Origin of the sequence: Paenibacillus borealis, from assembly GCF_000758665.1 — a bacterium.
GTDB lineage: Bacteria > Bacillota > Bacilli > Paenibacillales > Paenibacillaceae > Paenibacillus_AQ > Paenibacillus_AQ borealis.
This window is the reverse complement of sequence record NZ_CP009285.1, coordinates 85,014-104,497: the sequence shown is the minus strand read 5'-3', so window position 1 is coordinate 104,497 and position 19,484 is coordinate 85,014. Positions and strand designations below refer to the sequence as shown.

21 protein-coding genes, 1 tRNA gene and 2 riboswitches are annotated in these 19,484 nt (G+C 49.3%); of the genes, 9 read left to right on the top strand and 13 right to left on the bottom strand.

The window, feature by feature from the left end; translation table 11 throughout:
• The first annotated feature begins 36 nt into the window (after positions 1–36).
• From PBOR_RS00500 to PBOR_RS00480, 5 genes are all read left to right on the top strand, one after another.
• Positions 37–834 (top strand): hypothetical protein, encoded by a 798-nt coding sequence (locus tag PBOR_RS00500; RefSeq protein WP_081971860.1) that lies wholly within the window; start codon positions 37–39, stop codon positions 832–834.
• A gap of 217 nt (positions 835–1,051) precedes the next feature.
• Positions 1,052–1,190, top strand: a riboswitch (cyclic di-AMP (ydaO/yuaA leader).
• A gap of 57 nt (positions 1,191–1,247) precedes the next feature.
• Positions 1,248–1,676: a C40 family peptidase gene (locus tag PBOR_RS00495; protein WP_042218736.1), complete on the top strand. Its 429-nt coding sequence runs from the start codon at positions 1,248–1,250 to the stop codon at positions 1,674–1,676.
• A gap of 386 nt (positions 1,677–2,062) precedes the next feature.
• Positions 2,063–2,206, top strand: a riboswitch (cyclic di-AMP (ydaO/yuaA leader).
• A gap of 5 nt (positions 2,207–2,211) precedes the next feature.
• A complete protein-coding gene (locus PBOR_RS00490; RefSeq protein ID WP_042209972.1) occupies positions 2,212–2,703 on the top strand; it encodes a C40 family peptidase in 492 nt (163 codons plus the stop codon).
• Between the two features lie 249 nt (positions 2,704–2,952).
• Positions 2,953–3,438: a GNAT family N-acetyltransferase gene (locus PBOR_RS00485; RefSeq protein ID WP_042209971.1), complete on the top strand. Its 486-nt coding sequence runs from the start codon at positions 2,953–2,955 to the stop codon at positions 3,436–3,438.
• Positions 3,439–3,564: 126 nt separating this feature from the next.
• Entirely contained in the window at positions 3,565–3,921 is a 357-nt protein-coding gene (locus PBOR_RS00480; protein ID WP_042140611.1) for a c-type cytochrome, read from the top strand.
• A gap of 106 nt (positions 3,922–4,027) precedes the next feature.
• On the opposite strand, the gene PBOR_RS00475 is transcribed toward PBOR_RS00480, so the two are convergent.
• Together PBOR_RS00475 and PBOR_RS00470 are read right to left on the bottom strand one after the other, a co-directional pair.
• Positions 4,028–4,303: a 4a-hydroxytetrahydrobiopterin dehydratase gene (locus PBOR_RS00475; RefSeq protein ID WP_042209970.1), complete on the bottom strand. Its 276-nt coding sequence runs from the start codon at positions 4,301–4,303 to the stop codon at positions 4,028–4,030.
• A gap of 214 nt (positions 4,304–4,517) precedes the next feature.
• Positions 4,518–4,811 (bottom strand): hypothetical protein, encoded by a 294-nt coding sequence (locus PBOR_RS00470; protein ID WP_039303858.1) that lies wholly within the window; start codon positions 4,809–4,811, stop codon positions 4,518–4,520.
• A gap of 205 nt (positions 4,812–5,016) precedes the next feature.
• Here PBOR_RS00470 and motA point away from each other — a divergent pair, with 205 nt between their 5' ends.
• Positions 5,017–5,817, top strand: coding sequence for a flagellar motor stator protein MotA (gene motA, locus PBOR_RS00465; protein ID WP_039303855.1), 801 nt, complete (start codon positions 5,017–5,019; stop codon positions 5,815–5,817).
• Positions 5,801–6,619: a flagellar motor protein MotB gene (motB, locus tag PBOR_RS00460; protein ID WP_042209969.1), complete on the top strand. Its 819-nt coding sequence runs from the start codon at positions 5,801–5,803 to the stop codon at positions 6,617–6,619. The genes motA and motB overlap by 17 nt, the downstream gene beginning before the upstream one ends.
• Positions 6,620–6,720: 101 nt before the next feature.
• On the opposite strand, the gene rluF is transcribed toward motB, so the two are convergent.
• Both rluF and PBOR_RS00450 read right to left on the bottom strand, forming a co-directional pair.
• Positions 6,721–7,422, bottom strand: coding sequence for a 23S rRNA pseudouridine(2604) synthase RluF (gene rluF / locus PBOR_RS00455; RefSeq protein WP_042209968.1), 702 nt, complete (start codon positions 7,420–7,422; stop codon positions 6,721–6,723).
• Positions 7,423–7,427: 5 nt separating this feature from the next.
• Positions 7,428–9,740, bottom strand: a complete 2,313-nt coding sequence (locus PBOR_RS00450; protein WP_042209967.1) for an ATP-binding protein — start codon at positions 9,738–9,740, stop codon at positions 7,428–7,430.
• Between the two features lie 308 nt (positions 9,741–10,048).
• Between PBOR_RS00450 and tadA the strand changes: the two genes are divergently transcribed.
• Complete coding sequence (gene tadA / locus PBOR_RS00445; RefSeq protein WP_281192158.1) at positions 10,049–10,552, top strand: tRNA adenosine(34) deaminase TadA; 504 nt, start codon at positions 10,049–10,051, stop codon at positions 10,550–10,552.
• Positions 10,553–10,599: 47 nt separating this feature from the next.
• Positions 10,600–11,166 carry a GNAT family N-acetyltransferase gene (locus PBOR_RS00440; protein ID WP_042209965.1) on the top strand — a complete coding sequence of 189 codons (567 nt, stop codon included), beginning with the start codon at positions 10,600–10,602 and terminating at the stop codon, positions 11,164–11,166.
• 99 nt (positions 11,167–11,265) lie between these two features.
• Here PBOR_RS00440 and PBOR_RS00435 read toward each other — a convergent pair whose 3' ends face one another.
• The 9 genes from PBOR_RS00435 to guaB form a co-directional block, all read right to left on the bottom strand.
• Complete coding sequence (locus tag PBOR_RS00435) at positions 11,266–12,354, bottom strand: hypothetical protein (RefSeq protein WP_042209964.1); 1,089 nt, start codon at positions 12,352–12,354, stop codon at positions 11,266–11,268.
• Positions 12,355–12,458: 104 nt separating this feature from the next.
• The gene (locus PBOR_RS00430) at positions 12,459–12,611 is read right to left on the bottom strand and encodes a small acid-soluble spore protein P (RefSeq protein WP_042209963.1); all 153 of its coding nucleotides are present in this window, start codon (positions 12,609–12,611) and stop codon (positions 12,459–12,461) included.
• Positions 12,612–12,623: 12 nt separating this feature from the next.
• On the bottom strand, positions 12,624–12,965 hold the full coding sequence (locus PBOR_RS00425) for a hypothetical protein (protein WP_042132707.1): 342 nt from the start codon (positions 12,963–12,965) through the stop codon (positions 12,624–12,626).
• Between the two features lie 157 nt (positions 12,966–13,122).
• Positions 13,123–13,211, bottom strand: a tRNA-Ser gene (locus PBOR_RS00420).
• 65 nt (positions 13,212–13,276) lie between these two features.
• A complete protein-coding gene (gene serS / locus PBOR_RS00415) occupies positions 13,277–14,566 on the bottom strand; it encodes a serine--tRNA ligase (RefSeq protein WP_042209962.1) in 1,290 nt (429 codons plus the stop codon).
• A gap of 90 nt (positions 14,567–14,656) precedes the next feature.
• Positions 14,657–15,241 (bottom strand): pyridoxal 5'-phosphate synthase glutaminase subunit PdxT, encoded by a 585-nt coding sequence (gene pdxT, locus PBOR_RS00410; RefSeq protein WP_042209961.1) that lies wholly within the window; start codon positions 15,239–15,241, stop codon positions 14,657–14,659.
• A gap of 18 nt (positions 15,242–15,259) precedes the next feature.
• Entirely contained in the window at positions 15,260–16,141 is an 882-nt protein-coding gene (pdxS, locus tag PBOR_RS00405) for a pyridoxal 5'-phosphate synthase lyase subunit PdxS (RefSeq protein WP_039303826.1), read from the bottom strand.
• A gap of 118 nt (positions 16,142–16,259) precedes the next feature.
• Entirely contained in the window at positions 16,260–17,618 is a 1,359-nt protein-coding gene (locus PBOR_RS00400) for a D-alanyl-D-alanine carboxypeptidase family protein (protein WP_042218734.1), read from the bottom strand.
• Between the two features lie 165 nt (positions 17,619–17,783).
• The gene (gene guaB, locus PBOR_RS00395; RefSeq protein WP_042218733.1) at positions 17,784–19,241 is read right to left on the bottom strand and encodes an IMP dehydrogenase; all 1,458 of its coding nucleotides are present in this window, start codon (positions 19,239–19,241) and stop codon (positions 17,784–17,786) included.
• Positions 19,242–19,484 lie beyond the last annotated feature (243 nt).

The following is a 19,484-nucleotide window of genomic DNA, read 5'->3' as shown; positions in this document are numbered from 1 at the left end:
ATTGTGAAAAGTTCGATAACCCGCGGTTGGTGCAGCATGAAAGAGCAATTTTATATACTGATTCTGCTATTTATTTACCGGCTGTTCTGGGGCTATTTCATGTACAAGTTCATTAAAAGCGCCGTCGTTCCGGTACTTCTGCGTTATCCGGATGCGGATGCCGGCGGCAGCGGAATGGGCAGGCTGCTGTATTACATTGAGGGACAATCTGCGCTTCACACGGACCCGGATGTCCGGCAGTGGCTATGGCTGCTCCTGGCACTGTCCGTCTTGCGGCTGCTGCTCTCCCCCTTTATCCGGGCGGGGCTGCTGCACGAACTTCATCAGGAACGCGCCGGGGAGCGCGGGCTGTTCTTTTTTCCCGGTATGAAGCGTTACGGGCTGCCGGTCCTGTTGTTCAGTCTCGTTGAATGGGCGCTGGCCCTTCTGCCGCTCTATTGGCTGCTGCCGAAGATGTACCGCCTGCTCCTGAACGGCATTCTCGACTATCCGCGGCTGCTGACGCTCGTGCCTTATGTGCTGGGCTGGCTCGTCTACCTCTTCCTGATCCGCAAGCTGCTGCTCTTTATGCAGTTCGGCTATACCGCCGGCACTGGCATGTTCTCTTCGCTGCTGATTGCGCTGAAGGTGCTGCTGCATTCCATCGGGATATCCGTCATTATGGGGGCGGGTAGTCTGCTTACACTGATTCTCTGCAGCGCTGCGGCGCTCCTCTGTCCCGGTCTCCCGGCCCTGCTGCTGCGTCAGGCAGCCTTCTTGCCATCCACTCTGTTCAAAATGTGGGGCATCGCCGCCCAGTATCACCTCTGGTCCAGTAAATCATTTCCACAATAATCGGCCGCCAAACCGGCATACTAAAAGAGTCATTGCCCTTAATTGAGGCGCATGACTCTTTTTTGATTACTGCTGGGACAAGTGCATTTGCAAAACTGTAAATCCTTTGGTACAATGATGCCTGTACTACTAGTAACAAATTTGTAATCTTTCAAACGGATTAATGCAGCTACTGTAAACGAAGTACTTAATCTTATGTCGATATGTCACTGTTCTGGTGCACAAAACGCCGAATTCCCTGCACCGGGAAGTGGGGGAACCATATTTTGGGTGAATTGATCTCGCTTTAGAGGGGTCATAGGGGAACCTTCTACCGAATCCTTAAGCTAACCTCGCAGGCCTTGGAAGGAGTACATCTTTTGAGAAGTCAGAATTTCAAGAAGAAATGCACCGCAGCAGCGCTGGGTCTTGTGATGGTATTCACACTTGGAGCGGGCAGCGCTTTCGCAGACTCCAAAATGGATACTGTGATCTCAAAAACCATTGGAACGGCATATAAAACCGGGGGCACCAGCACCAGCGGCTTTGATTGTTCCGGATTCACCAAATACGTATTCAAGAACCTCGGGCTTACACTGCCGCGTACCTCTAAGGCACAATACAGTGTAGGGACAGCCGTATCCAAGAGTAATCTGCGTTCGGGCGATTTGGTATTCTTCAATACCCTGGGCAACGGAGTTTCCCATGTCGGTATTTATGTCGGCAATGGAAAATTCGCACAATCCTCCAGTTCGCGTGGTGTAACCATCAGTTCGCTGAGTCAGGCATACTGGGCCAACCGCTACGTTGGCGCTAAAAGAGTGATGAGCACAACAGCTTACCAGGCTGTCGCTTACGATTGAACCCTTGTACATTTCCTCGAATATTTACCTCTAACATCTAAATATAACTTATACGAGCCCGGAATTTGATTATTGCCGTAATCATTTCCGGGTTTTTCCTTTTCCTTATTCTACCTTTTACACAAATCTGCAAACCCTGAAACACCTTTTTATCCCAAATTCAAAGAAAAAATCATTAAAAGCTCACCCGGGACGTAAATTTGAGTCTTTCTATACAGCTATAACTCTAAAAAAACGCAAAAATATGCATTAATATGTTATAAGTGATTGCCAAGCGCCTTAGTCTTTGTTACAATTATCGCAGTGAGATTTTAGTAACATTTTTGTAATTATTGAATCGCTTTTAACAAAGGTTTTGTCATGTATTGAGTAACAGCTAATCCTAATCAACAGTCGTGCCGAGTTCCCTAACGATTTAGGGAAACGGGGGAACCAACTTTGGGTGAATTGACCTCCTATTCTAAGAGGGGTCATAGGGGACCTTCAACCGAACCCTTAAGCTAACCTCGTAGGCATTTGGAAGGGGTATTTACTTTTGAAGAAGAAGCTAGCAGCCGCAGTACTAAGCTTTTCCATCATCTTCACCATTGGAGCAGGAAGCGCTTTCGCGGATTCCAAAATGGATAAAGTTATCGACAAAGCCATCGGGACTAAATACGTATCCGGCGGTGTATCCACGAACGGTTTTGATTGCTCCGGATTTACAATGTATGTTTTTGATAAGATCGGCATTAACCTGCCCCACCAATCCGGCTCCCAATACCAGATGGGTACGGCCGTATCCCGCGACGAAATGAGACCGGGCGATCTTGTATTCTTCAATACAAGCGGCAAAGGCATTTCCCACGTCGGTATTTATGTCGGTGACGGTGAGTTCGCACATGCTTCTTCCTCGCGTGGTGTAACCATCAGTTCGCTGAGTGACAGCTACTACGTCAACCGCTACGTTGGCGCCAAACGGATTATGAGTACAGATGCTTACAAGACTGTAGCTACAGATTCCGAAGACAATGATGATGTGCAATAATTTGTCCTACCATAAGCGCTTTTCCAGGATTTTTGCCGAAATCTTGGAGGAGGGCTTATTTTTTTTGTCTATAAAATTACTTACCCCGCTCTATATTTGTAAAACACCAATTTTGCTCTTTCGTAAAATATTTTTTGGCGTTTGTCAAGTTTCTGTATCTCCGCGAGGTTTTTGCGTCGGATATGGCCCGTTTTGTATATAATATTTATAGAATGAAGTTACGTTCCCTTGAAAGGAGGCCTCCCGCTTATGATAAGTTCCCCGGTAACTTTTTATGTTGTTCCTATGGAGTCCCGGCATGCCGCTGAGATCTGTGAGTGGAACTATAGGCCCCCGTATAATATTTACGGCTGGATGCCCTGGGAGCAGATGCAGGCACTCGGTATTGAGTTCGGTGACCCGCAGCTGCGCAGCGAGCAATATGTTTCTGTTGTGAACGGACAGGGAATCCTGTGCGGCTTCGCCCAGCTGTTCCCTATGGAGGGTGTAGTCCGGCTCGGAATCGGCATGCGGCCCGATCTGTGCGGTCATGGCATGGGGCATCTCTTCATGAAGGCTATCGTGCAGGCGGCCCTTGTCCGCTATCCCGAACGGGAGATCGATTTGGAGGTTCTCACCTGGAATCAGCGCGCCATCCGTGCTTACCAGAAATGCGGTTTTACCATAACAGATACCTACGAACGCAGAACTCCAACAGGCGATAAGCCTTTTTATTGTTTGGTCTATGAGAAATAGCATTCCACTTCTATAGAATTGAAAATTTCGCAGGAATTTCGTTCATTTTTTTGACACAAATGCTATGATAACGCTTCACCATCCGCTATAATGAAGGAAGCAGCTTACATGGAGGGACGGATGCAGATGCAGAAATGGATCATGAGCGGTTTGTTTTTTGCCGCCTGTGCCTTTGCGGTGGTCTTAATGTTTACCTTGCCCGGCAAAGCCGAGGTGGCGGAAGAGAACAAACCGACAATGCCTGAGGTTGTGCTGGACGCGGCCGGTGCGGAGGCTCTAGTGAAAGCCAACTGCATCACCTGCCACGGGGATCAGCTTCAGGGCGGAGTAGGGCCGAACCTGCAGCAGGAGGGCGCACAGCATGACGCGGCACAAATCTACAGCATTGTGACCAAGGGCCGCGGGCAGATGCCTTCCTTCAAAGACAAACTAGCCCCCGAGGAGATTGCGAACGTCGCATTATGGCTGGCCGAGAAGAAATAATAATCTTTATGAAACAAAATGCCCGCTGCAAAGGATATCCGGATATCCTTGCACGGGCATTTTTATTGATCAGGCGGTACTGCTATTTCCATAAGGATCCTGTCCTCTAACGGTTTTTCTCAAAAGCCTCATTAATTTCGTTGGCCTGGCGTATATCCAGCTTCTCCACATCTACAGGCAGACGCAGAATAACGGTCTTGTAATCAATCGTGATATGCGGGTGATGGTCGAAAGCTTCTGAGATCGCGGCGACCGCATCCACAAAGGCAATTCCCTTCATATATTCATTGAACATATATTTACGCACCATAATATCCTGTTCCAGCTTCCAGCCTTCCAGCTTGCCGATCTGCTCCCGCAGTTCTTCCTCTGTAATTGGCAATTTGTTTCCTCCCTTGCTTAATTAGCTATATCCACTGCAGTCCTATCCTTCAAATAAAACATCCCTCAGCTTCTGAAAGTCCAAGGGATGTGCCAGGCCAAAGATTTTTTTCGATTTAATGTATTCTTAAATCCCGGCAAATAGTACTTCTCATCCCAATTTTAACATGGGCTGATGCCCGGGTACAAACTCCGCTCCCTTGGCTGCCTCCGGGCTACACAAGAACAACCGAAGCCAGATCCTCATCACCGAGCAGAATATTGATGCGGTGCGTTTCTTTATCGTACATTACTACTCCGCTGCCGACCTTAATCACCGGCTCATTGCCCAGTGCGTAGAACAGATCCTCTGCGAGCGCCTCCCAGACCTCCAGCTTCGACTCCTCCGGCAGGTTCTCCCACTCCTCAGGCTCCATTTCAAAAAAAATGTAACCGTCGGAAATCCGTCCGACTGCTCCGGTCAATTCAACCAGAATTTCACTGTAATCTCTGCCATGCTTTACTCCCACGTCAATCACTCCGTTTTCTTCACTGATGAATAATAACTTACCTTATCCATTATAGCCGAAAAAATCACTTCACAAAAAAGGGAATGCTGTCGATAAATAAGAATATACGTGATTTGGTTACGTGCAGAGTGTCCTCCCGCGGTTCATGGATGATAAACGCGGTATAGTCGGATCACTTCTTAATTCTCATGGACGAGGTGCATAAATGGAAATTTCAACAATACTAGGCCTGGTTTTTGGTCTGATCGCAGTAGTCTGGGGGATGGTACTCAAGCATGCTCCGCTTGAAAGCTTGAACAATCCCGCGGCCTACGTAATTATCTTTCTTGGTACGGCCGCCTCAATCTTCATGGCCTTTCCCATGTCCGAAGTCAAGAATTTCCCTAAGCTGCTGAAGATTCTCTTTGTGAAGAAAAAGATGGTCGGCAAGCCCGAACTGATTACAATGTTCATGGAATGGGCCTCCATCACCCGCCGCGAAGGTCTGCTTGCACTGGAATCCAATGTCGATGAAATTGAAGATAATTTCCTCAGAAACGGCATGCGGATGATTATCGACGGTAACGACCAGGAATTTGTCCGCGATGTATTAATGGAAGATATTCATGCTACAGAAGATAGACATAAAGCCGGAGCCCTGATCTTCTCCCAAGCCGGGATGTACGCACCTACACTGGGGGTACTCGGAGCTGTTATCGGGCTGATTGCCGCCTTGGGGGATATGAGCAACATGGATGTCCTGGCCCACGCGATTGCCGGAGCCTTCATCGCTACTCTGCTGGGTATATTCACCGGTTATGTAATGTGGCATCCTATGGCCAATAAGTTAAAACGAATTTCCAAACGCGAGATTGAAGTCCGCCTGATGATGGTAGAGGGTTTATTGTCCATTCAGTCCGGGGTCTCCACCATTGCCATCAACCAGAAGCTTTCCGTCTTCCTTACTCCGTCCGAACGCGCCAAGCTGAGTGAGAAGGAGGGGGCTTCAAATGAGCAAAAAGACTAGGCATGAGGAGCACGAAGAGCATGCCGATGAGTCCTGGCTGCTGCCCTATTCCGATCTGATGACCCTGCTGGTTGCTCTGTTCCTGGTTATGTATGCCATGAGTGCTACAGACGCCCAGAAGTTTGAACAAATGGCCCAGGCGTTCAGTTCTGCGCTTAACGGCGGCGGCGGGGTACTGGAATTCCGCTCAGATGCCCCTACAAGCACTCAACTTGATCAAGGCAATAAGGATAAAATGAATAGTGTTGTAGATAAAAATACAGGCACCTCCGAGATCTCCAAACTTCGTGCCAAAGAGCAGGAGGATCTGGAGAAGCTTAAGCAGCAATTCGATCAGTACATTAAGAATAACGGAATGACTGATTTGCTTAGTACGAAGCTGAATCAGTCCCAGTTAATGATTACGATCAGCGACAACGCCTTATTTGCTTCCGGACAGGCTATGGTCAAGGATGACTCCCGCCAGCTGGCCAAGTCAATCTCGACGATGCTGCAGCAGTTTCCCGATTATGATATATTAGTGCAGGGACATACGGATAATATTCCTATCTCCAATAGCAGCTACTCCTCCAACTGGGATCTTAGTGTGGCCCGTGCCCTTGAATTCATGAAGATCCTGTTGCTTAACCCCAATCTGGACCCGGTAAAGTTCAGTCCGATCGGATACGGGGAATATCATCCCATCGCTGAGAATACGACCGCTGCCGGACGCGCCAAGAACCGTCGTGTAGAAGTCTCTGTTCTCCGCAAATATAAAGATGCCACAACAGAGACTACCGATGTTGCCGCTCCCGGTAAATAATCCGGATAGTCATAGTGCATCAAGCATAAAGAGCTGTTCCTAAAGGCCGTTGTTCAGCCTTCGGGAACAGCTCTTTATTTGATCACTTGATACGTTGCTCCTTATTGCAGCTCATAGTTCAGCATAGCGCCGAGCTCCTGCTTCTCCTGTGCTGACAAGTCGCGCCATTCTCCGGTCTGCAGAGTGCCCAGACGGATATTCATCACCCGTATACGCTGCAGACGCCGCACTTCATAACCAAACGCACTGCACATGCGGCGGATCTGCCGGTTCTTGCCTTCGGTAAGAATAATCCGGAATACCCGCTCGCTTATCCGCGTTACCTCACAAGGGAGAGTTCTGCTGCCCAGAATCTTCACCCCGGTGGACATGCCTGTAAGGAAAGAAGGTGTGACCGGTCTGTCCACAGTAACTACGTACTCCTTCTCATGTCTGCCTTCAGCGCGCAATATTTTGTTCACAATGTCGCCGTCATTCGTCAGCAGTATTAATCCTTCAGAATCCTTGTCGAGCCGGCCGATAGGGAAAATACGCTCTTCATGTCCGATGAAATCAACAATATTACCCTGAATATGGCCTTCTGTTGTAGAAGTGATCCCTACAGGCTTATTAAGTGCGATGTAAACGATCCTGCTGCCTGTTTCAAGGCGTTTGCCGTCGATCATCACCGTATCTCCGGCTTCAGCCTGACTGCCCAGCAGAGCGGTCTCACCGTTGATGGTGACTCTTCCACTCTCTACCAGCTTGTCTGCTTCACGGCGCGAACAGTACCCTGTCTCACTGATGAACTTATTAATTCTCATGTCTGTCATTCACTCCGTTCTATATACATGCCGGGCGGAAGGTTATTCTCTCCCGCTTCTGGCAGCTTGATGGTCACCTGTGCACCCCGCCCATACTCACTGCGGATCTCCAGACTGCCTTTATGGGCTTGAATAATCCGCTGGCTGACCATGAGTCCCAGCCCTGTCCCTGACTCTTTATTCGTGAAGAACGGCTCGCCCAGCTTAGGCAGCATATCTTCCGGAACCCCTCCGCCTTCATCAGAAATGACGATAACTACAGAATTATTCTTCTGTTGCTCCTCCAGGGTGATCGTCCCGCCGTCAGGCATAGCTTCAATCGCATTTTTGATTACATTAATGAATACCTGCTTCAGCTGGTTCTCCTCACAGTGCACCATAGCGGGCACATCTGAGAAATACGTTGCAAACTCGATGCCAAAAAGATGGGCCTGGCTATCCAGCAGAGAGATCACGTCGCCGACAATATGCCGCAGATCCCTCAACTGAAAATGAACAGCCTGCGGCTTAGCCAGGATCAGGAACTCGCTCACAATCAGATTGATCCGATCCAGCTCCGAGAGCATAAGATCAATATGCAGCGGGACCAGAACCTTCTTCTCCTGCTGCAGCTGCAGGAACCCTCTCAGGGTGGTCAATGGATTGCGGATCTCATGGGCAACCCCTGCAGCAAGCTGGCCGACTGTAGTGAGCTTCTCAGAGCGTCTGAGCAGCTCTTCAATCCGGTTGCGCTCGGTCATATCACGGGATACATGGACAAAAGACTGCGGCTGTCCTTCCTCATCCCGGATCACCGAGGTGCTCACGCTGACTTCTACGATAGAACCGTCACGTTTCAGTCTTACGGTCTCTACAGGCGGCAGAGACAATCCGTTCTTGAGTTGCCGCAGACGGTTATCTTCCTGCTCCTGCACCGTAGCCGGCACGAGATAAGGCGGTTTGACCAGCGCATCCGCTGCACTCCATCCATACAGCTCATCAAAGGCTCTGTTCGTACTTATAATCCTGCCATCCATATCCACAGTGTGGATGGCATCGGAGGTACCGTTAATAACCGACTCCAGATGCTCCTTAACCGCCCGGTTCTCTTCCAGCGTCTGGCCCAGCCGGTTCGTGTGCTGCAGCAGGTGCGAGGTCATTGCGTTAATCCGGTGGGCCAGCTGTCCAAGTTCATCCCGGCTCTCTACATTTAATGGAGGCTCAAATTTACCCTTGGCCACATCATTCACCTTAGCCAGTATATCCTGGATCGGGCGTGTGACGAAACCGGCCATAATATAACTGGCCAGGAAAAAGATAATAAGCAGCAGAACCGACGTGGTAATATTATTGAACAGCTGCTCTTTGATTACCGAGGAGATTAACGAGTAATCCATTACTACACTAATCACATAGTCTTCGGCTCCCGCCTGTTTTATGGGAATGAAGCTCTTGAGCACTCTTTTCCCCAGAATCTCCGTATCCAGCGTTACCGGTTCACCCTTGTTAACCGCTTCCCGAATCGCCGTTTTATCCTGTGCTACGTTGCCGTACGTATATGTACCGTAATGAATAGGGCGGTTGCGCAGCTTCACATTGATCGGATCACTGCCATCGGGCAGCATGCTGGGCGAGCCGAACGTTTTGGGATTAAACCCTGTGATCTCCAGGATGCCGGGATTCACAGCTTTGGAGTCCTGGATAATTTCGTCAGGTCCCATAATCTTGACGTAATCGCTTACGGCAGTACTGCGGATATAAGGATCTATGATATAGTTGCTGGTGCCATCGTAATAGTAACCCCATTTATCAATGTACTCCGGATTTGAGGTTGAATATTCGAAAGGGCCGGACCAGAAATTATCCATAGTTTGCCCCTGGTCAACGGATACCCGCTGGCCTGCGAACAACTCCAAAAAAGCCACATACCAGTACCCCATGCCTTTGGTCGAGAGTCCGATCTCTGTGGGATCTGATGACTTGGCTACAACAATATCATTATCAGTCTTGACCAGAAGCGAGATATTAGACACACCCAGCTTGATTGCCAAGGCCTGCAGTTGCCTATTGTCTACATTCTTGATATCCGGATCAAGCTCAAGCGAAGCCAGAATTGAGGTCATCCTTAGATTCTGGGCAATTTTATGCTGCACATAGTTGGAACTATAACTGCTCTGTTCGACCGAAACGGCGATCTGCATGGCAGTTATCTTCATATTACTCAGACTTTCATTACGCAGATTATTCCGGACTGCATATAGATTAAGTGTAAGATTCAGCGACAGGATTAAGAGTACCGAGCCGAAAATAATTGCCGATAATTTCGTTTTTATAGACAAGCGTATTATTCACCTCTTACCGCTGGTAAATCCTAGCGGAGCATTCATAAATATCATACCTTTTGCCTCCCCATTTGAAAAGACATTTCAAACAGGGAGAATAAGGGGAAGATATTGAATTCTCCAGACAGTTTCTCTACAATAAGTAAGAAACCATCCACAGGTTATGCACATATAAACATTTTGCTAAATCGCGATGTGTACAATTTTGTGCATAAGTCGGGCTTTATCCACAGAGTTGTCCACAATTTGTTAAGAACGAATATTTGTTCGTTGTACAAGGGGCTATATTAGAAGGGAAGATGCATTTGAATACACGACTTGAAGAGTTACCGGCCGATGAGCGGGCAATTCATGAATATTGGATGAACGAGGCGATAGGCGAGGCCCGCAAAGCAGAGGCGCTGGGGGAAGTACCGATCGGGGCAGTGGTTGTCCGTAACGGGACAATTATCGGGCGCGGCTACAATCTGCGTGAGACCACGCTTGATTCCACTGCCCATGCGGAGATGGTTGCCATCCGGGAAGCGAGTACAGCCCTTAATTCCTGGCGTCTGCTCGATTGCCAGCTCTACGTTACCCTGGAGCCCTGCCCCATGTGTGCAGGAGCCATGGTGCAGGCCAGAGTCCCGCTCACTGTCTATGGCACACCTGATCCCAAAGCTGGCTGTGCGGGCACCCTCATGAACCTGCTGGAGGAATCACGTTTTAACCACCGGACAGAGGTCATCCAGGGTGTGCTGCAGGAAGAATGCGCGGAGCTGCTAACCTCGTTCTTCCGCCGGCTGCGGCAAAGACCCGCCAAGCTCTAATTAAATTGATGAACTATGCAATTCTATTCTCATAAGGAGGTCTATCCATGTCTTTCAAGCTGTACAATACCCCGCAGGGGATTTATCTCTCTTTGCTGAAGCTCATGGATGCCGAAGCGCTGCTTAACCTCCGTCACCGCAACCGCAAGGAGCATCAGCAGTTCGAACCCCTCCGCGACAATGACTACTTCACCCTGGAGAGCCAGCGGCAGCTGATCAACCAGCGCATTCTGGACGCACAGCAGGATAGTGCTTATATGTTCGGCATCTATCTGCTCAGCGGCGAGCTGATTGGCCAGATCACTATTTCTAACGTGGTACGGGGTGTCGGGCAATTTGCCGATATCGGTTATTTTATTGATCATGAAATGCAGGGTAAAGGGTATACCAGCGCAGCGGTGCATCTGATCCTGGGCTATGCCTTCCGCTCCCTTGGCCTTCACAGGCTGCAGGCAGCCATCCTGCCCCATAATGACGGCTCCCGCAGAGTGCTGGAGAAGAACGGCTTTCAGGCTGAAGGGCTCGCCCGCCGCTTCATCAAAATCAACGGAGAATGGCAGGACCACCGCACTTACGCTATTCTGGCTGAAGATTTCCTTCCACAGAAGCCATAGTCTGATCTGCCGGACCAGCCTTCACACCGGCAAGCAGCCAAAAATCCCGTATGAGCGAAGGTTCGCTTATACGGGATTTCTGTATTGTTACACTATTTATTAATAAGTGCCTGTTGCTCCGAACTGCTGCTGCAGCTCTTCCAGTGTAATCACATCTTCGCCTTGCGGAATACCGATCTGGAAGGTTTGCTTCTCGTTGATCTTGCTGTATTGATTGCTTGCGGTCAATGACAAAGCAACATTCTCACCTTGCTCTGGATCATTCACTTTAATATCCATAAGTACATCCTGATACACCGGGAAGTTATCGTCGTTGATCGCCGTGTTAAGATGGAACTGGTTAATCGTGAGATGCGTGTTCAGATCAGCCAGATCCTTATCGAATTCAGCGCGTGCTTCACTGGACTGCAGCTCTTCCTTCGCTTTAGCCAAATCGGCAGCATCGATCTTCAGCAATTCCTTATATTCATCCTTGCCGAGAATATCGATGATTTTCGGCAGCGCATTATTCACCAGAATGGTCAGCGCCTCTTTCACATTATCATTCGTTACCTGGAACTGGACAACCTGTTTGGCTTCAACACCTTCAGGCAGGCCGGCTTCCTTAGGTTTAATTTCATTAAAATACTTCTCTTCATCATACTCGCCCAGCAGCGTGCTGACCACTTCATTAGACAGCTTCTGCACTTTCTGCGTATCCATAGCCGAAGGATTGAATTCAGCACCCTCCTGCTCTGCCAGCTCCTTCAGATCCACTTCAACAAATTTACCTACGATTGTCTCGGGAAGCGGCAGGAACGGAATGGATGGCACTTTGACATATAGCTTCTCTGCTGTCATTACCATCGGAACCGTGAAGGACATCGCCATATCCCCCTTCAGATTCAGAACCATTGTAAGCTCTGTCTGCATCGGCTCAGCCTGGTAGACTCCATCAACTGTAAGCTCAGCATTCTTAAGCATGCTGAGAATTTGACCTGTCGTAGCATCAGCTTCACTTGTACCTGTGTCGATCGTCAGATCATTAACGGTAAGCTTAGTCTTCATTTCGTAAGATGTCATGGCTGCAACCTTGCTTGCAGCTGCGGTCAAGGCCTCTTTCGGCGCTTCTTTCTTAGCACACCCCGGTAGAATTACTGCTGCGGTGAGCAGCAATGCGGCAGCGGATAACCCCCATTTTTTATTCATTATTGTTCTCCTCTCCCATGTGTGAAAATTCTTTCCCCTCCCTAATGATAAACCATTTGGCAAATATGAGAAACATTTCTCTTCAATTTCATCCCCGGAGATGGTCAGCCTTGAGGATTATGATGGTCTACGTGATTGGCCTGCTTCACCTTTTTGGAGCCGGATAACGGCTCAGGACCTGATGAATGATGCTCCTTCCGCGGGCCCTGATTATCCTGTGGTACGCCGGGTACCGGCATGCTTTTTGGTTTGCTCACCTTGTTCGCCTCCTATGGATTGGTTAAGCCCTGAAGTGCCTGCGCGCATTCATGGATCTGTCTGGTATACTGCTGTGCCAAAAGCTGTACGGCATCCCTGCGCTCATCCGCAACGCGCCCGTCCTGCTCCGCGTCGAGCAGGTTCACAGCAACCTCGCGGCTATCCACATAGGTGCAGCGGAAGTCGAGGGAGTACCCTTGGCGCCCGGCTGCATTGAAATGAATCAGCAGACTGTTCTGGTCCGCGGCATCCCCCTGCACGCTGAAGCTGTCCCCATCCTCCATCAGTGCAGGCAAACGCTCCTGCCAGGCAGACACCAGACTCTGCTGATCTACTTGTAATTGTCGGTCCATTTTTATGATCATCCTCCTTCTCTAATACATTGCCGAGAAAGAGAGCTTTTTATTCCCGCTGGAACAGGTTCCATAAAAAAGAAGCCTCTGAGTACAACAAAAAACCGTTCCCCCTCAGGAGAACGGCTCTATCTGCATATCATTAAATGTAAAGGAATGGCGGAGAGGATGGGATTCGAACCCATGTGGGCTTGCACCCTAACGGTTTTCAAGACCGCCCCGTTATGACCGCTTCGGTACCTCTCCAATGCATCTAAATTTCACATGCATTAGGAATTATACCACACCAAACAAATAATATGCAAGCATATTTATTGGGCAGTTTGTGCACTTATGGATTTCACGTTACGCATATACGGCTGCAGGCACTCGGGAATCAGAACACTGCCGTCTTCCTGCTGGTAATTCTCCAGAATAGCAGCTACTGTACGGCCAACGGCCAGCGCAGAACCATTCAGCGTATGCACGAACTCCGGCTTGGACTTGGCCTCTTTGCGGAAGCGGATATTAGCACGGCGGGCCTGGAAATCCTCTGTGTTGGAGCAGGAGGAAATTTCGCGGTACATTCCGCTCTCCGGCAGCCATACCTCAAGGTCATACGTCTTCGCGGAGGTGAAGCCCATATCTGCCGTACACAGCAGCAGGACGCGATAAGGCAGTCCCAGAAGCTGCAGCACCCGTTCAGCATCGGCTGTCATCTTCTCCAGCTCCTCATAGGAGGTCTCCGGACTGGCAAGCTTCACAAGCTCCACCTTATTGAACTGATGCTGGCGGATCAGACCGCGGGTATCACGTCCCGCAGATCCGGCTTCAGAACGGAAGCAGGAGCTATAGGCTACATGGTACTTCGGCAGATCACCAGCTGTCAGAATCTCTTCACGGTAGTAGTTAGTCACAGGTACTTCTGCTGTAGGAATCAGATAATATTCTGTATCACGCAGCTTGAACAAATCCTCTTCGAACTTCGGCAGCTGTCCTGTTCCATACAGGCTATCCTTGTTGACGATATACGGCGGCAGCATTTCTTCATAGTTATGCTCTCCACTGTGCAGATCCATCATGAAATTGATTAGCGCACGCTCAAGTCTTGCTCCCAGCCCTTTGTAGAAGGCAAACCGGGAACCTGTAACCTTGGCTGCTGCTTCAAAATCAATAATATCCAGCTGCTGCGCCAGCTCCCAGTGTGATTTCGGGGTGAATCCGAATTCTCTGGGCTGCGACCAGCGGCGTACTTCAACATTGTCATCCTCAGATTTGCCAACCGGCACCGATTCATGCGGAATGTTCGGGATGCTCATGGTCAGTTCATCGATCTTAGTTTCGAGTTCGCGCACTTCATCGTCTAGTTCTTTGATCCGGTCGGAAACCGTACGCATTTCAGCGATCAAATCATCAGCCGGTTCCCCATTTTTCTTCTTCTTGGCCACATCTCCGGATACGGTATTCCGGCGGTTCTTAAGCCCCTCTGTTTCCTGAAGCAGCTCACGGCGGCGCAGATCCAGCTGCGGGAAGCCGGCAATCAAATCGAGCGATTTCCCTCTTTTATTAAGCGCCTCTTCTACTCTGGCATAATCACTACGCAATACTTTAACATCTAACACAAAGTTTCCCTCCTGAAAACAGCCCAAACTCTTTCAAAATGCTGATTTGTTTACAGCTTTGAAAGAGTCAGGATGTTCTTATATGCAGTTCTATGAATTGGCTGCAATACTGTCCTCTACCATGTCGGCAAAATATTGATGCAGCCTGTAATCATCAGTCAGTTCCGGGTGAAAAGAGGATACCAGCAGGTTGCCCTGACGTGCAGTCACAATCTCATCCTTATAGACGGTAAGCACATCGACATCCGGACCTACCTCGTTAATGAGCGGAGCGCGGATAAATACCGCACGCACCGGTTCAGCGATCCCTTTAACCTCCAGATCACATTCAAAGCTTTCCCGTTGGCGGCCAAAGGCATTCCGGGCAACGGTAATATCCATCAGCTCCAGATGGCCGGGTTCGCCTCCGGCAATCTGCTTGGCCAGGACAATCATGCCGGCGCATGTGCCAAATATCGGCTTGCCTTGACCCGCAAACTCACGTATAGCTTCTATAAAGCCATATTTGCGCATCAGTTTGCCGATGGTCGTACTCTCGCCGCCGGGAATAATCAGGCCTTCTACCTCTTCTAGTTGTTCTACGCGCTTGATGGGCAGCCCCTGTGCCCCCGTCTTCTCAATGCTGACAATATGCTCTGTTACCGCGCCCTGAAGCGCCAACACTCCTATTCTCATCCGGAAGCCTTCTCTCTATTAACGGCCGCGTTCCGACATACGTTCAGCCGGAGTCAATGTGGCAATATCAATCCCCTTCATCGGGGCGCCAAGGTTCTTCGACACTTCAGCAATCAGCTTGTAATCTGTAAAGTGGGTTGTCGCTTCTACAATGGCACGGGCAAACTTCTCAGGGTTGTCCGACTTGAAGATACCCGAGCCGACAAACACGCCATCAGCACCAAGATGCATCATGAGCGCGGCATCCGCAGGCGTAGCTACACCGCCGGCCGCGAAGTTAACGACAGGCAATTTGCCAAGCTGGTGAACTTCCAGCAGCAGCTCATAAGGAACACCTAATGTCTTGGCTTCATTGTAAAGCTCATCAAGCGAGAGGTTAGTCACTTTGCGGATTTGACTGTTTATGTAGCGCATGTGGCGGACGGCTTCAACGATGTTGCCGGTTCCCGGCTCACCCTTGGTACGGATCATGGACGCCCCTTCGTTAATCCGGCGCAGGGCCTCCCCAAGGTCCTTGGCTCCACATACAAAAGGAACGGTAAATTCGCGTTTATTGATATGGAATACTTCATCTGCCGGCGTGAGCACTTCGCTCTCATCCAGATAGTCAACACCCAGTGATTCGAGAACCTTGGCTTCTACATAATGGCCAATACGGGCTTTAGCCATAACAGGAATGCTCACTACCTTGATAACCTCTTCTACAATAGTAGGATCGGCCATCCGTGCTACTCCACCCGCCGCACGGATATCGGAAGGTACACGTTCCAGAGCCATAACGGCTACTGCGCCCGCTGCCTCGGCAATTTTTGCCTGCTCTGCATTCATGACGTCCATGATGACGCCGCCTTTTTGCATTTCTGCCATACCTCTTTTAACTCGCGATGTTCCTGTTTCCATGTCTAAGCCTCCCGAATGATCTATCCTAATCTAACTTGTAATTTTACCGCAAGGCGGTGATATATACAACCTATTTACTGGGATTTTGTCGTAATGCTGGCATTAGTCTGCCACGCGGTTAGAACAAGTTCTTGATTCCTGTAAACAAGTCACCAAAAAAATCTCCGATCGCTCTCATCAGCAGCTTGAACCAGCCAGCCTTCTCAGCTTCCTCAGCAGTAATCAGGTTAACCGTCTTCTCCTGAACCTGAGACATTCCTTCGATCTGGTAGGTATAAGTGACTTTACCTACTTTGCTGGCTCCGGCAATCGGCGCAATCAAAGTTGCCGGATCGTTCGTCACCACTGCAGTTTTGATCTGTGGAGAAACAGTACCCTTTGGCACCATGAACGTAACTCCCGCATCGGTAACAACGGATACTTCTTTGTTCTTGCCCTTCAGTACAGGCAGTGTTTCAGTTCCGGCAATGACTGCCTTAGGTGCTACAACCTGCTTAATCTCGAAGTTATTGAAACCGAAATCAAGCACCTTCTTCGTTTCCGTGAAGCGGTGTGCTTCAGAGTCAGCTCCCATAACTACGCTGATTAGACGCATGCCGTCACGCACAGCAGTACCTGTGAAGCAGTTGCCGGCTTTGGAGGTGTGTCCAGTCTTCAATCCGTCAAGACCCGGATACGCGTAGGCCTTGAAGTTGGCGATATCCTTATTGGCTTCCAGCATCCAGTTATAATTAATCATCGGTTTGGTGTCACGCTCACGGAATTTATAGGATTGAATCGTTGTAAATTCAGTGAAGTCCGGATGATCCGTTACAATATATTTGGCAAGAATGGCTGCATCCATTGCAGACATGACCGTTTCGCCTTCAGCCTGCGGACGGAATTTCTCCGGCATGTCCGCCCGGTCAAGTCCGGTGGAGTTAATGAAGAAAGCGGTCTTCATGCCCATCTTCTGGGCAGTCTCGTTCATCAGTGTTACGAATTGCTGCTCCGAACCCGAGACCAGCTCCGCCAAAGCTACGGTGGCATCATTAGCAGAACCTACCGCCATCGCTATGTACAGTTCTTTAACCGTATGTTCATCACCTGCAGCCAGATAAATCCGCGATCCGGTCTGCTTAGATGCATTCTCCTGTACAATAACCTTCTGGTCCCAGGATAGCTGGCCGCTATTTACGGCTTCGGTAACCAGATATTCTGTCATCATCTTGGTCATACTCGCTGGAGGCATAGGCTGATCGGCATTGAGCGAGAGCAGGACCTCGCCTGTAGTAGGCTCAATCAATACTGCAGATTTCACATTCAGTCCCAGTGACTCTACACTTGGAATTTTGGCCACTGCCGTTTTGGCAGGTGTTGCCGCTGTCGATGGAGTCCCCGCCTCTGTTGTAGCCGGTGTACTTACCGCCTCTGCCATGGCAGACGCTGCCGGGAATGCTAGCATATTTAAAAGCAGACCTACTGTCGCTGTCTTCATCACAAGTTGCTTACTACTTAGTTTCCGCTTGTACTTCAATGATTAACTCTCCTTTAATCCTCAGATCAGTGCTTGTTCTATTCTAACACAGGGGTATCTGCAAAAAAAGACAGGCAGGACGAATTTAGTCCTGCCTGTCCGCAAAAATATGCGATTCTTCCCGGTTTACAGGGAATAGTTCGGCGCTTCTTTGGTAATCTGCACATCATGCGGGTGACTCTCACGAAGGCCCGCACCGGTGATACGGATAAATGAGGTATCATTGCGCAGTTCCTCTAATGTCTTCGTACCGCAATATCCCATACCTGAACGCAATCCGCCGATCAGTTGATGAACGGTATCGGACAACGGCCCTTTAAAAGCAACCCGCCCCTCGATGCCTTCAGGCACCAGCTTCTTATCATCATCCTGGAAGTAACGGTCTTTACTACCCTGCTTCATGGCGCTCATGCTGCCCATTCCGCGGTATACCTTGTATTTACGTCCCTGATAAATTTCCGACTCTCCAGGGCTTTCTTCCGTGCCGGCGAACAGACTTCCCATCATTACGGCAGCAGCTCCTGCAGCAATTGCCTTAGTGATCTCTCCGGAGTACTTAATTCCCCCGTCGGCAATAACCGGAATGCCGTATTCACGGGCAACCGTTGCACAATCATAGATTGCTGTAACCTGAGGAACGCCGATACCAGCAATTACACGGGTTGTACAGATCGATCCGGGTCCAATACCGACCTTGATTACGGATGCTCCGGCTTCAATCAATTCACGGGTAGCTTCACCTGTAGCCACATTGCCGGCCACAATAGTAAGATCCGGATACAATTCGCGCAGCTTGCGGACAGCGTCGATAATATTAATGTGGTGTCCGTGTGCGGAATCTACCGTAATAAGGTCAACACCGGCTTTTACCAATGCTTCTGTGCGTTCAAATGTATCCTTAGAGATGCCAATTGCGGCTCCAACAAGCAGACGGCCTTGAGCATCCTTGGCCCCGTTAGGGAACTGAATGGCTTTCTCAATATCTTTAATAGTAATGAGACCTTTAAGAATATTGTGCTCATCCACCAGCGGCAGCTTCTCAATCTTGTGGCGTTGAAGGATGCCTTTCGCTTCCTGAAGGGTAGTTCCTACAGCAGCGGTAACCAGATTCTCATGAGTCATCACTTCTTTGATCTGAATATTGAAATCGTGGATAAAACGCAAATCACGGTTAGTCAGAATACCAACCAGCTTGCCGCCCTCATCTACGATAGGTACACCGGAAATGCGGTATTTGCCCATCAGAATTTCAGCATCGGATACCCAGTGGTCTGGCGTAAGTGAGAATGGATTGGTAATAACGCCGCTCTCGGAGCGCTTCACACGGTCCACCTCTTCCGCCTGCTGCTCCACGGACATATTCTTATGAATGATGCCGATGCCGCCCTCCCGGGCAATAGCGATCGCCATAGCTGCTTCAGTGACTGTATCCATGCCCGCACTCATCAAAGGGATGTTCAGCTTCACGTTTTTGCTAAGTACAGTGGTTAAGTCCACTTCCTTCGGCAGTACCTCGGATTTACGCGGAACCAGCAGCACATCATCAAAAGTGAATCCTTCTTTACCAAACTTATCTTCCCACACCTGGGTCATTCCTCCTCGAAATATTCTTTTCTCTACCCGCCCGCCAACTTATGAATAAAAAAACTCCTGCTTCAAGTCCATACCCGAAAGACAACGGCAACGACCTGGGAGTTATACATAATAGTGTCTTCAGTTAAGGTTTGAGATGATTGTCCAAAAATATATTAGAGCTATCTTAGCAAAGGGCTTTTGGCCTGTCAAGAATATTACATCTTCTGATAAGGTATTAGGAAATCTTATTCC

Bases quoted from the DNA above. Each gene is read 5' to 3' on its own strand.
- pdxT (WP_042209961.1), bottom strand. From the start codon at position 15,241: ATGAGAATAGGAGTGTTGGCGCTTCAGGGCGCGGTAACAGAGCATATT.
- rluF (WP_042209968.1), bottom strand. From the start codon at position 7,422: ATGAGAATTAATAAGTTCATCAGTGAGACAGGGTACTGTTCGCGCCGT.
- PBOR_RS00480 (WP_042140611.1), top strand. From the start codon at position 3,565: ATGCAGAAATGGATCATGAGCGGTTTGTTTTTTGCCGCCTGTGCCTTT.
- PBOR_RS00495 (WP_042218736.1), top strand. From the start codon at position 1,248: ATGGTATTCACACTTGGAGCGGGCAGCGCTTTCGCAGACTCCAAAATG.
- PBOR_RS00435 (WP_042209964.1), bottom strand. From the start codon at position 12,354: ATGAATAAAAAATGGGGGTTATCCGCTGCCGCATTGCTGCTCACCGCA.
- PBOR_RS00440 (WP_042209965.1), top strand. From the start codon at position 10,600: ATGTCTTTCAAGCTGTACAATACCCCGCAGGGGATTTATCTCTCTTTG.
- motA (WP_039303855.1), top strand. From the start codon at position 5,017: ATGGAAATTTCAACAATACTAGGCCTGGTTTTTGGTCTGATCGCAGTA.
- pdxS (WP_039303826.1), bottom strand. From the start codon at position 16,141: ATGGAAACAGGAACATCGCGAGTTAAAAGAGGTATGGCAGAAATGCAA.
- PBOR_RS00500 (WP_081971860.1), top strand. From the start codon at position 37: ATGAAAGAGCAATTTTATATACTGATTCTGCTATTTATTTACCGGCTG.
- motB (WP_042209969.1), top strand. From the start codon at position 5,801: ATGAGCAAAAAGACTAGGCATGAGGAGCACGAAGAGCATGCCGATGAG.
- PBOR_RS00485 (WP_042209971.1), top strand. From the start codon at position 2,953: ATGATAAGTTCCCCGGTAACTTTTTATGTTGTTCCTATGGAGTCCCGG.
- PBOR_RS00425 (WP_042132707.1), bottom strand. From the start codon at position 12,965: ATGGACCGACAATTACAAGTAGATCAGCAGAGTCTGGTGTCTGCCTGG.
- PBOR_RS00400 (WP_042218734.1), bottom strand. From the start codon at position 17,618: ATGAAGACAGCGACAGTAGGTCTGCTTTTAAATATGCTAGCATTCCCG.